General features: G+C 45.1%; 13 protein-coding genes. 12 read left to right on the forward strand and 1 reads right to left on the reverse strand.

The window, feature by feature from the left end; all coding sequences use genetic code 11:
* The first annotated feature begins 17 nt into the window (after positions 1–17).
* The 12 genes from MKY01_RS08610 (at position 18) to MKY01_RS08665 (ending at position 10,780) form a co-directional block, all read left to right on the forward strand.
* The gene (locus tag MKY01_RS08610; protein ID WP_339286245.1) at positions 18–782 is read left to right on the forward strand and encodes an SDR family NAD(P)-dependent oxidoreductase; all 765 of its coding nucleotides are present in this window, start codon (positions 18–20) and stop codon (positions 780–782) included.
* A gap of 185 nt (positions 783–967) precedes the next feature.
* Complete coding sequence (locus MKY01_RS08615; protein ID WP_036610298.1) at positions 968–1,657, forward strand: response regulator transcription factor; 690 nt, start codon at positions 968–970, stop codon at positions 1,655–1,657.
* On the forward strand, positions 1,654–2,658 hold the full coding sequence (locus MKY01_RS08620) for a sensor histidine kinase (protein WP_282318838.1): 1,005 nt from the start codon (positions 1,654–1,656) through the stop codon (positions 2,656–2,658). The genes MKY01_RS08615 and MKY01_RS08620 overlap by 4 nt, the downstream gene beginning before the upstream one ends.
* Before the next feature lie 116 nt (positions 2,659–2,774).
* Entirely contained in the window at positions 2,775–3,530 is a 756-nt protein-coding gene (locus tag MKY01_RS08625; protein ID WP_036669625.1) for an ABC transporter ATP-binding protein, read from the forward strand.
* Entirely contained in the window at positions 3,527–5,452 is a 1,926-nt protein-coding gene (locus tag MKY01_RS08630; RefSeq protein WP_339286247.1) for an ABC transporter permease, read from the forward strand. The genes MKY01_RS08625 and MKY01_RS08630 overlap by 4 nt, the downstream gene beginning before the upstream one ends.
* Before the next feature lie 199 nt (positions 5,453–5,651).
* A complete protein-coding gene (locus MKY01_RS08635) occupies positions 5,652–6,197 on the forward strand; it encodes a ClbS/DfsB family four-helix bundle protein (RefSeq protein WP_076252537.1) in 546 nt (181 codons plus the stop codon).
* Positions 6,197–6,727, forward strand: a complete 531-nt coding sequence (gene pgsA, locus MKY01_RS08640) for a CDP-diacylglycerol--glycerol-3-phosphate 3-phosphatidyltransferase (protein WP_036610288.1) — start codon at positions 6,197–6,199, stop codon at positions 6,725–6,727. The genes MKY01_RS08635 and pgsA overlap by 1 nt, the downstream gene beginning before the upstream one ends.
* 16 nt (positions 6,728–6,743) lie before the next feature.
* Positions 6,744–7,169: a GNAT family N-acetyltransferase gene (locus tag MKY01_RS08645; RefSeq protein WP_339286248.1), complete on the forward strand. Its 426-nt coding sequence runs from the start codon at positions 6,744–6,746 to the stop codon at positions 7,167–7,169.
* A gap of 40 nt (positions 7,170–7,209) precedes the next feature.
* The gene (locus MKY01_RS08650) at positions 7,210–7,647 is read left to right on the forward strand and encodes a GNAT family N-acetyltransferase (protein WP_339286250.1); all 438 of its coding nucleotides are present in this window, start codon (positions 7,210–7,212) and stop codon (positions 7,645–7,647) included.
* Between the two features lie 108 nt (positions 7,648–7,755).
* A complete protein-coding gene (locus MKY01_RS08655) occupies positions 7,756–8,178 on the forward strand; it encodes a hypothetical protein (RefSeq protein ID WP_339286252.1) in 423 nt (140 codons plus the stop codon).
* Between the two features lie 181 nt (positions 8,179–8,359).
* Positions 8,360–9,580: an RtcB family protein gene (locus tag MKY01_RS08660; RefSeq protein WP_339286254.1), complete on the forward strand. Its 1,221-nt coding sequence runs from the start codon at positions 8,360–8,362 to the stop codon at positions 9,578–9,580.
* Between the two features lie 21 nt (positions 9,581–9,601).
* Positions 9,602–10,780 (forward strand): DUF4272 domain-containing protein, encoded by a 1,179-nt coding sequence (locus tag MKY01_RS08665; protein WP_282318833.1) that lies wholly within the window; start codon positions 9,602–9,604, stop codon positions 10,778–10,780.
* A 117-nt stretch (positions 10,781–10,897) separates the two neighbouring features.
* Here the strand turns inward: MKY01_RS08665 and MKY01_RS08670 are convergent, their stop codons facing one another.
* The gene (locus MKY01_RS08670; protein ID WP_235193769.1) at positions 10,898–11,938 is read right to left on the reverse strand and encodes a LacI family DNA-binding transcriptional regulator; all 1,041 of its coding nucleotides are present in this window, start codon (positions 11,936–11,938) and stop codon (positions 10,898–10,900) included.
* Positions 11,939–12,300: the final 362 nt, after the last annotated feature.

Consider the following 12,300-nt stretch of genomic DNA (forward strand, 5'->3'; position numbering starts at 1 on the left):
GGAGGAGTGGTATCGAAATGGGAACAGAAACAGGAAAAAGACACTTTATCATTACAGGCACATCCAAAGGGATCGGTTTACAACTTGCAGAGTTATTATTGGCTAAGGGGGATTACGTTTATGGTATTTCACGCGGGGGTTCGGATCTGTTGGAATCAGGCGAGGAATGGAGCGGGCGTTACCACCATGTTCAGTATGATCTTGCCGACCTGAATGGGATCGATGATTTGATTACACGCATATTGGACCAAATACCTTCTCAGGAAGCTGAATTCATTGGACTCATTAATAATGCAGCGATGCTGGAGCCTCTAAAACTTATCGATCAATGCAGTGCGGCAGAGATAAGTCAGAGTCTTAACATCAGCCTCGCAGCACCAATGATATTAAGTTCCTCTTTTATTCAACAAACAAATCATCTGTCCGCCAGACGTAAAATTGTCAATCTCTCATCGGGTTCGGGAAGTTATCCCGCGCCTTCAATGGCAGTGTACTGTACATCCAAGGCAGGGATGAACATGTTCACCCAATGCGTATCATTGGAACAAACGGGTCAACAGAACCCTGTTGAGATTATTGCTTTTGATCCGGGGATGGTCGATACGGAATTGCAGGCTGTTGCACGAGGCAAAAGTGCAGAGGAGTTCGCTCTTGCAGGTATGTTCAATCAAGTATATGAAGCAGGACAATTAAGATCGCCACGAGACGTAGCGATGCAGTTGATCGAGCGGATGGACGAAAACAGTGATGCAAGCCATGGTATACACACTGTTGAGAGCTAATAGGATATACGTATTTCGGCTTGTTATCTTTACGAAGTATGGATACCTTTTGATATAAGCCCAACTTCCCTGTACACTGGAATCAGCGATCGGAAGAACGATTCGTAACGGTAAAGGTGATCCTGCAACAACGGAGTCTAATTACCTTATTCAACCTTAGAAGATCAGAAACGTGGTGAAGTCTCTTGTTTAAAATTATGCTCATTGAAGACGACGAGTCGTTATTCAGTGAAATCAAGGAACGATTGTCCCAATGGTCGTATGACGTGTATGGTGTGCAGGATTTTGGAAAGGTATTGCAGGAGTACAGCGTAATTCAGCCGCAACTGGTCATTATAGATATTCAGTTACCCCAATATGACGGGTTCCATTGGTGCCGGATCATTCGTTCGCACTCCAATGTGCCGATTATCTTTTTGTCCTCACGGGATCATCCTGCGGATATGGTTATGTCCATGCATTTGGGGGCAGACGATTTTATCCAGAAGCCTTTTCATTTCGATGTATTGATTGCCAAGATCCAAGCGACTTTGCGGAGGGTGTATAACTATAATACAGAGCATATTGAACTTCGAACCTGGCGCGGTGCCACTATTGAGTATGTGAAAAATACACTGACCTGCGGGGATGAATCTGTCCTGTTGACCAAAAATGAGATGTTCATTCTTAAAGTGCTGGTGGAGCACAAAAATCAGATTGTTACCCGTGAGGATCTCATCCGGAGCTTGTGGGATCATGAGCATTTCGTGAGTGACAATACGCTGACGGTTAACGTTAATCGGTTACGGAAGAAACTTGAACCCATCGGCTTGGAGCGGTACATTGAAACCAAAGTAGGTCAGGGGTACATGGCAACGGAAGAGGCAGAAGCATGATCGGAAAGTACATACGAGAAAGGGCTAGTTGGTTATGGCTACTGGTAAGCATGCAACTTATTATTTTATTGGTGGCCTACCTGGACTCGTCCATTCCATTCCAATCTGTGGTGTATATCGTAGGACTGAATGTAGTGGTATGCCTTGTTTTTATCTGGGCGAGATACCTGAAAGAGACCCGTTTCTATAAAAAGTTGAGCATCTGGGATCATACCTATGATCTGGGAGAACTTGATATCGCCGAAAGTCCATATGAGCAGCTTGTACATGAGGCCGTCAGTTCCCAGACACAGCGGTATCGTAAGGAGTCGTCACATCATTTTATCGCTCTGGAACAGGAGAAGGACGAGATGTTGTCCTGGATTCATGAGGTGAAGACCCCACTGACTGCGTTGCAACTGATGATCGAGCGCTTGCCAGATGACAAGTTACAGAGCCAAATGACATATGAATGGTTACGAATTCATCAGTTGCTGGATCAGCAGCTTCATCAGAAGCGTATTCCGTTTATGCATAATGATCTGTTCATCGAAGAGACGGAACTTGAACCAGTATTGAATAGCGAGATACGAGCGTTGAAATCGTGGTGCATTTCCAAAGGCATTGGCTTTGATGTGTCTTTAATGGTATCGCGCGTGCTCACAGACAGCAAATGGTTAGGCTTCATCCTCCGGCAGTTGTTGAGTAATGCGGTGAAATATAGCGATTCATCGGACATCCTCATTGAAAGTTGGGAACAGGATGGACACATCATACTCATGATTCAGGATCACGGGCGAGGGATTGAGACTCAAGATCTGCCGCGTATATTTGATAAAGGATTTACGTCCACCCGAGGCAGAATGGATGGGGCGGCTACCGGGATGGGGCTGTATCTGGTTCGTCAGGTGGTCCAGACGCTTCATGTGAACATTCATGTAGAATCTTCTCTTGGCGAGGGCACAACCGTCACACTTACTTTTCCGCGAAAAAACGACATGGTGCATCTTGCAGGCGTGTGACAACAATGTCACATGCTTTTTGGTTTTGTTCGGTGAATCACACGATAACACTGCACATTCCGCCTATGATATAGACACGAGCATTTTGCAGAAGATCTAAGAGGAGTGAGCGGGAAATGTGGATACTGGAAGCCAAAAAAATTCATAAAGTCTATGGTAATAAATTAAATAAACAGGAAGTGCTGAAGGGAATTGATCTTGGGGTAAGCAAGGGAGAGTTTGTTGGTATTATGGGGCCTTCGGGTTCGGGTAAAACAACGCTGCTTAATGTACTTTCCTCCATTGATCGGGTGAGCCAGGGCACGATTGATATTGAGGGCAAGGAATTCACCGGAATGAAGGAGAAACAGCTGGCTGAGTTCCGCAAACATCATTTGGGCTTTATTTTTCAGGAATATAATCTGCTGGATACCCTTACGGTGAAGGAAAATGTATTATTACCGCTCTCGATTACGAGCATTCCAAAGCAGGAGGCACACCAGAAGTTTGAACAGATCGCACGTGAACTGGGAATCTACGAATTGAAAGACAAGTATCCATCTGAGATTTCAGGGGGTCAGAAGCAGCGGACTTCGGCAGCACGAGCATTTGTTCACGAGCCGAGTATCATTTTTGCGGATGAGCCGACAGGAGCGCTGGATTCCAAGTCCGCTTCGGATCTTCTCGGCAAGTTAAGTGATATGAACAGCGCACGAAAAGCGACTATTATTATGGTTACCCATGATCCGGTTGCCGCAAGTTATTGCAGCAGAGTGATCTTTATTCGAGACGGTCAGATCTACACCCAGTTGAATAAAGGAGACGAGTCACGGCAATCGTTCTTCAACGATATTATCAAAACCCAGGGCGTATTGGGTGGTGTGCAGCAATGAGCTTGAATTATATTATCTTCCGCAATCTCAGGAAAAATCTGAAGAATTATTATCTCTATGTATTTGCGCTTGTGTTCAGTGTGGCCTTGTATTTTTCCTTTGTGACGTTACAGTATGATCCTTCCATGGATGAGGTGGCTGCTTCAACAAAAGGTGCGGCGGCTATAGGCGCATCTTCGGTATTATTAATCTTTATTGTCGGCATTTTTTTGCTCTATGCCAATACGATCTTTATCAAGCGGCGTAGCAAAGAAATTGGATTATTTCAATTGATCGGACTGACAAAAGGCAGAATTTTTGGTATTTTGAGTGCGGAGAACAGTATCCTTTATTTTGGCTCCATGGCTATTGGTGTGTTAATTGGGTTTCTTGCGTCCAAGCTGGTATTGATGATATTGTTCAAAATTCTCGGTGTGGATGCGATTACGAAACTGTATTTCTCTCCGATGGCACTGATGCAAACGGTGATTGTCTTTACGATAATGTATTTGCTCATCATGCTGATGAACTACATCTTTATCAAGGGGCAGAGTATTCTCTCACTCTTTCGGGTGTCTGCCACTTCGGAGCAGCAGGTGCAGAAGATGTCTGTCGGACAGATGATTGTTGGCGTCTTGGGCATTGCTCTGATTGTGTATGGATACTTCATGTCTGCACGGCTGTTCAGCGGTGAGGCAATGGATATGCAGCAGTTGATGTATACGATGATCCTGATTCTCTTCTCGGTCATACTGGGGACATACCTGTTCTATAAGGGTTCGGTAAGTTTTATCTTTAATCTGATTCGCAAAAGTAAAAACGGATACCTATCCATTCATGAGGTGTTGTCTTTATCTTTAATCATGTTCCGCATGAAATCTAATGCATTGCTGCTTACAATTATTACAACCGTGTCAGCGCTTGCTATTGGCATGCTGTCACTCAGTTACATTTCGTATTATTCCGCAGAAACTCAGGCGAGAGAAAGCTTGCCGGAGGATTTCTCTTTTGCTCAGGTTGAGGTGAAAAATCGCTTTGTAACGGATTTGGAACACAAACAGATTCCATATGAAGAGAAGCATAGACAGCCCATTTATATTGAAATTGATGCTCATAAAGTGATGGATGAGTCCATGACGGAAAAGTACCTGTTCAGTAGTGTGTTGAGTGACAAGATGGTAGATAACATTGATCTGCAACCAGGCGAAGCGGTCTTCATGGGATACGGAAAAGCCATTCAGCAGTTGATTTCCATTCAGGAGACAGGTCCAATTGTCTTGCATGGATTGAAGCGAACGCTAGACCAACAACTGATCGGAACCACCCAAAAGGTGGTTCTTCCTGGATACTATTCTGGGGGCACGCCTGTAGCGGTAGTAGATGAAACGGTATACCAGCAGTTGCGGCAGGATCTCGATCCCGAGCTGCAAAAATCCGAGTGGGCGGATTACTATGGTGTACGTATTCTGAATGAGGGGCAGGCTGAAGAGGCATATGCCGTATATAAGGAGCTACAGTTGGAAGCACCGAGCTTCTCCCAGATTGAGTTCAGAAATAACCAACGTAATAATATGGGCTTAATTATGTTCATTGTTGGTTTCCTTGGTTTGACGTTCTTGATTACATCGGGATGTATCCTGTACTTTAAACAAATGAACGAGAGTGAAGAGGAGAAGGACAATTATACCATTCTGCGAAAACTCGGATTTACACAAGGCAATCTGTTGCGTGGAATTCAGATCAAGCAGTTGTTTAACTTTGGTATTCCGCTTATGGTGGGGCTGAGTCATAGTTACTTTGCCGTGAAATCAGGTTGGTTTTTCTTTGGTACGGAGCTGGCGACACCTACGGTCATTGTCATGATAGTCTATACATTGTTATATTCGATCTTTGGTCTGTTGTCTGTGTGGTACTATAAACGGGTGATTAAGGAAGCTTTGTAGAATTGGGATCACGAGTATGCTGATATAGCAAAATAGGTTGAGTAAAGGGCAGCTGTATTGTTTACAGACTGCCCTTTTTCTTGCAGAAATAAATATAGCTTTATGAAAAAAAGGATGATTATGGAATTGAGTCGAAATGATGATAGAGTCCATGCTTCTGATTCATGTATAACGGTGAAACGAGGAGGAGTGGAGTAGCGTGCCTGGAGTTCTATATGCCTCGAAGAAAGAGTTAAGTGAGACGATTCGACGCACCTATGAATTGTTTGAGGGTGAGTTCAATGACATCCATAACAGCGACAAAGATAAGTGGGTTGAAGGTGTGGACAAGACGCCTGCCCAGATGATCGCCTACCAGTTAGGATGGATGAACCTGGTGATGGAGTGGGAGAGAAATGAACAGTTGGGACATGAATGTCATATGCCTGCACCAGGGTATAAATGGAACCAACTGGGGCAATTAAATGAATCATTTTACGAAAAGTATTCAGGCTATACGCTGGAGGAGTTACGCTCATTGTTTCGGGAGACAGAACAACAATGGCAGAACTGGATTGCCTCGCTGAGCGAAGAGGAATTATTTGTACAAGGGATAAGACAGTGGACGGGGACTAAGCCCGGATGGGCTATGGTGAAGTGGATCCAGATTAATTCGGTAGCTCCTTTTAAATCCTTTCGGACCCGATTACGTAAATGGAAAAAAGGTCACTTAGCCAACATGGATGAGGGGAGAATAGATGTCTAATGAATCTGGCAAATAAAATCACGTTGGCTAGAATCGCGTTGATTCCATTGTTTATGATCTGTTTTCTCAATCAGCAAAGCGTGATGATTGCACTAATTATATTTGCAGTAGCGGCAGGTACGGATAAATTGGATGGATATGTGGCGAGGAAATATAACCAAATCACGAATCTGGGAAAGTTGCTTGATCCACTGGCGGATAAACTGTTGATTGCGGTAGCGCTGGTCATGATGGTTCAGGAGAATATGATCAGTTCATGGATTGCTGTAATCATTATAGGACGTGAAATTGTCATTACTGCATTGCGAATGGTAGCCACAGAACAGGGTATTGCTCTTGCAGCGGATCGATATGGTAAGATCAAAATGGTGCTTCAGGTGGCAGCGATCATTGCCATTTTGTTGAATAATGTTCCGTTTAGTTTGTTGACTGATATCAGAGTGGATGTGGCATTACTATGGGTTGCAACAGGCGTTACTCTCTTATCCGGAATGAATTACATTATCGTAAATTATAAACTGTTGAGATAAAAGGAGTAATTAGGAGATGTCTAAAGGAAATATAATCCCAAGTACCGAGCAAGATTCAGAGTATGTTCGCGAGCAACTTATCGCATTTAATGCTGCACATGTGAGTGAGGAATTAAGGCATCGGTACGAAGAACTGAATTTCAATATCAAAAATGAGACTGGCGAGATTGTTGCAGGTGTGCTTAGCACACTTTGCTGGAACTGGCTGGAGGTTGATATTCTTTGGGTGGATTCTGAACAACGGCATCGAGGATATGGTTCACAGTTGTTGCTTGAAGTTGAGCGAATTGCGCGAGAGAAATCTTGTGATTTTGTCATGTTGAACACCTTCTCCTATCAAGCACCGGAATTTTACAAGAAACATGGCTACCAATTGATCACAACGATCGAGAATGCACCGACTGGACACAGTCATTATTATTTTAAAAAGGACCTCACTTAAGACAGACAAAGCATGCGAAATAGGAAAAATCAGGAGGGTTATGATGGTTACCATTAAAGGAATCGAACTTGAAGATTTACCGGCACTAAGCCAGCTATACCATGAGTTGATGGGAATGCCTACCAATGAACAGCAGATGAAAAAGATGTTTCATTACATACAGCAGAATGGCCATTATCATGTGCTTGGGGCATTTTACAATGGCAAACTGGTTGGGTCCGTTATGGGGGTTGAGTGTATGGATCTGGTAGGGCCATGCAAACCGTTCATGGTTGTGGAGAATGTGATTGTATCGGATCAGGTACGCAGGCAGGGCATTGGGCAGAGGTTAATGCTCCAGATTGAGCGGATTGCAAAAGATATGGGTTGTGGTTACATGATTCTGGTGTCTGGCGATCAGCGTAAGGAAGCACATATATTTTATGAGAAGTTAGGTTTCAAGGATGAGAAGGTTCAGGGTTACCGAAAGCATCTTTAACAGACAGTTCAAGTGAAAATTTCTTACACAAGTGGAAGGATTACTTAAGGAACATGGCGAATAAGGCATAGTCTTAACAAAAGAAACGAATAAGAGGGAGGCACTCTCGTGTTCAAAAAATGGGCTAATGTTTTCATGATTCTGAGCCTGGTATTCGCCGTATGTTCCCCAACCTCCTATGCTGCCGCCAAAACGGTTAAGGTAACCGTTACGCTGGTGAGCGCAGAGCTTGTCGAGAATAACTCTGTCGGTAATGAGTGGGCCATCGGAGCAAGTGTGAACGGCAAAGATCTGGAAGAGGGTTCGTCAGTCACTTTAAACCTGAAATCCACGGGTACATTGAAACTGGAGGCCATCGCCGAAGAACAGGACAAAATTCCCGATTACGGGGATAAAGGCGCCAACGTCAAACTATCTTCGTTCTCCAAATCAACCAACAAGACACTTTCCGTGGTGGTGACCGAGAACAGAGGCCGATATTCTGGTAACACAGCGACTTGGGCGTTCAAGTTTAAGATTAGCAAGAAGTGAATAGGAACCAACCGTGAGAAAAAAAGGGAGCTGAGCTCTCTTTTTTTATGCGTAAATAATTGGTGATCTAAAGGAAGACGACGTTTCGAGCCACGCTGATCTTTGTTAAACTAATGAGAACAACAGTATAGAAATAAAAGATGTATTTTCAAAAAAAAGTACATAGGAGGTTAACACAATTATGCGTATCGTAGATAACATTAAAGTCTGGGGGGAGCCGCTGGAGAACGCCGTAAGTCAGGCGGTGACTTGCTCGCAATATGGAGATGTATTGGGTGTGGCTCTGATGGCCGACCATCACAAAGGTTACTCGCAACCCATCGGTGGTGTTGTCGCTTATCGGAATATGATCAGTCCGTCAGGTGTCGGATATGATATTGCCTGTGGCAACAAGGCTGTGCGCACAAATCTGATGTGGGATGAGATTCGGGATCAGATTGTAACGATCATGGATGACATCAATTCGACCATTTCTTTCGGCGTGGGTCGTAACAATCCAACACCCGTGGATCATGAGCTGTTCGACGACGCGAGCTGGAAGCTGTTTGATACCATTGAACCGGGATTACAACATAAGCTGAAGACACTTGCACGCAACCAACTCGGAACCGTAGGTAGTGGCAATCATTTCGTGGATATTTTTGTAGAAGAGGCAACGGGAAAGGTGTGGATCGCGAATCATTTTGGCAGCCGCGGGTTCGGTCATAAAGTGGCGAGTGGATTCCTTAACCTTGCGGCAGGACGTCAGTTCAGTGGCAAAGCTCCTGGCGAATCGATGGATCAACCGCCTACGTTGTTTGACCTGAACAGCGAAATGGGTGATATGTATTGGGATGGAATGATTCTGGCGGGCCGATACGCCTATGCAGGACGTGACTATGTTATTGAACAGGTGCTCGGAATTCTGGGGGCAAGTGCTGAATATGCCGTTCATAACCATCACAACTTTGCCTGGAAGGAACAACACATGGGTGAAGAGGTAGTTGTGGTCCGCAAAGGTGCAACGCCACTGGCACCCGGGCAACTCGGTTTTGTTGGAGGCAGCATGGGTGATATCTCGGTAATTGTGGAGGGGATCCACAGCGAGGAGAACACCGAGTCATTCCGCAGCACCGTACATGGGGCAGGGCGCACGATGAGTCGAACCCAGGCGGCTGGCAAAATGAATTACAAGTTGCGCACACGCATGGGCGGTGAGATTAGCGAAGCACAGATGCATGAGGCGATTCGTGCCTATGGTGTCGAACTGCGGGGAGCGGGCACAGACGAAAGTCCGTTTGTGTACAAGAAACTGCAAGACGTACTGAACGCACATGCGAATACGTTGAAGATCAACCATGTGTTGCGTCCCGTTGGTGTCGCCATGGCCGGAGGTAATGAATTCGATCCGTATAAGGATTAGTTAGAAAAGAGGGTGAACTTCATGAGGAATTGTGCGATATATAGCTCTCAGTTTGACCTGGATCAGCTGTTTGAATTGATTCAATCCATTTATCCTGAGGGTACGATTGAACGCCGGGAAGACAAGACCCATATTCAAGTGACTCAGAAAAAATGGCTCAGTAAGAAAACCAAAGGCTTTAATATCATGACCAGCCAGACACATCCTGAGGAATTTACGACAATGATTCAGGGGATGCTTGGATTTTTGAGTCAGATTGAAGGGCGCAATGCTTCGCTCCAGGAAAAGGTATTGATCAAATGTTCCACATTGAACATGGTGGTTGGTATTGAGACGGAAGAGGATATCTCGGAAGAATTCTTCGGCGAGTTATTACGGTTGGCTGATGCGCTGGATGCTGTTATCTTCTGGGGAGGTGGATCTCTGCTGAATGCACAAGGTCAGCTATTGCTGGATGTGAATGGAGAATCTGAGGTGGAGGATTACACGGTGACAGCGCACACCAGTTTCCTTGACGGTAACAGACCGCAGTCGGAGTCGGGCATTCAACGTAAAGCGCGGTCAGAGCAACTGTTGACTGAACAAGGCATTCCGTATAATGCGAACTTGCCCGTAAGGGCCGGAGACGAGCACAACACGATTCGGAGTAAAGAGGAAGTCGCGCGTCGTGCGGTTGCCCTATGTCTTGCCGCGCTTAAGGGTGAGTGTCTGGGAGCCGGCGAAAGTGCGGATGATACCGCAGCACTGGTTCAGGAAGTGATCGACAAGTATGAGGCTGAATCCTTTTTCTCACCCGCAGAGAAGAGGTTTATCGACCAGCAGGGAGCAGAGCAGCAGGAGATCATCTCCTTCTCTTGGGGATATGAAGCGTACCACGTAATGTTGTGGGCGCTTGGTTATGTGAAGGAACTAGGTGCACCAACGGAGTTAGGTAACGTAGGGAAGGATGTCGGTTATTTGCAGCAGAAGGATAGTTTTACCGACTTTCTCTCCGATGCATCTCTGCGTAACAAAAGAGAGATTCTGGATGAAGCAGATCTTATCTACCGTTATAACTGGGTGTGCGTGGATAGTCGGGTGAATGACAAAACACCTCCCGCTGGCCTGAATGGTGGAGTGGCTTATGAACGTCACCGTGCATTGAACTGGCTGATCTGTTATCTGGATCTGGCGTGGGATGATGTGCGTACAGATACGTAGAACGGGATGATGTGACGGCCTATTGTAAATAAACAAAACATAACACAACATACAACAATGCAAATACCCCTTTAGCCGCACAAATACGGTTAAAGGGGTATTTGATATTCTGCCATATTACCCACTATGTCTGCCAAACTGTTCACGAATAATGACATCAGCAAGAATCAACTTTTTCTCGACATTGCTCTCTGGATTCGCAATGCGCCATAACATCTGATCCACTGCACGCGCACCGAGTAACTCCTTGTTCACATTAACTGTGGCAAGTAATGGGATATTGTCGTATAGATTATCAAATCCCGTGACAACACACTGATCGGGTACACGAATACCCATACTCTCAAGGGCTTCTATGGTGTATAGCCCATAGAAATCATTCGCACATACAAACACTTCAGGCAGGTTATCCTCACTGATCACCGAAGTGAACGTCTGGCGGAACTCATCCAATGCCTGATTACTCAGCTCGGGAATCTGATGTATTTCCATCCCATGACCCATAAGCACAGAAGTGTATGCAATCCAGCGTTCATAGAAGCTATGAGCATCCCCGATATTGCCAACGAACTGGAATGTTTTGAAACCCTTGCGGAGCAAATAGAGCATGATCTCCCGCATGGATGCGAAGTTATCGGTGAATATGCTGTCACTGTGAAAAACAGGGTCCAGATGATCCACCATTACAACCGGAATACTAAGACGCTTGATTTCAAGCAGAATCGGGGTCGAGATAGAGCCAACGGTAATGATCCCTCGAATGGCATCCGGGTTGAGTAGGGTAAATAGCTGATCTGCTGAGGGTTCCGTTAAGGTCAGAATATTAATCCCTTTTTGGTTCAGCTTGGAAGAGATCCCGTTAAAGACGGGTCCCCAGTATACGGAGTCTTGATTTTGGTACCGAACATTGGGGAACAAAATCAAGATCGTTCCGCTTGAACGTGTGTTCTTTGGTTCCTGAAGTTCATGGCTGTTATACAGTTCACCAGACAACATGCTGTTATCTTTGAAATATCCAAGTTTGCCAGCGGCCTTGAGAATGACATCCCTCGTTTGATCGCTAACTCCCGATTTTCCAGACAAAGCTCGTGACACCGCGAATTTCGACAAACCCGTAAAATGTGCAATCTCCTGAATTGTTACCTTTGTCTTCATCATACCATCCTTACACTCGTAGTTCTGCCGTATTCCTTATTTGGAGCGATATCCAACTGATCCCGGGGCGTATCTTATAACTCCGAAAGGAGCAGATTTTGCCGAATTTTCGTTCCAGGCCAGGAACTTTTTCGCAGGCGTACCGGGGTACGTCAAGAGAAAGTGACGCAGCAGGGGGCGAAAAGGCGGTGAAAGATGCCCTTAAGTGAGATTTAAGACACGCCCTAGTATAACATGATGTATTTCTCTTAATCTAATAACGGACAGAGAATTCAAAATGTTAGTGATGCACAGTATTTTAGGATGAACGTTCAACGTGACGGTAAGCATATTTTCAGATAGTATGACGAAATTTGTCTGCTTAA

The sequence above is a fragment of the Paenibacillus sp. FSL R5-0486 genome (genome assembly GCF_037975155.1).
Classification (GTDB): Bacteria; Bacillota; Bacilli; order Paenibacillales; family Paenibacillaceae; genus Paenibacillus; species Paenibacillus amylolyticus.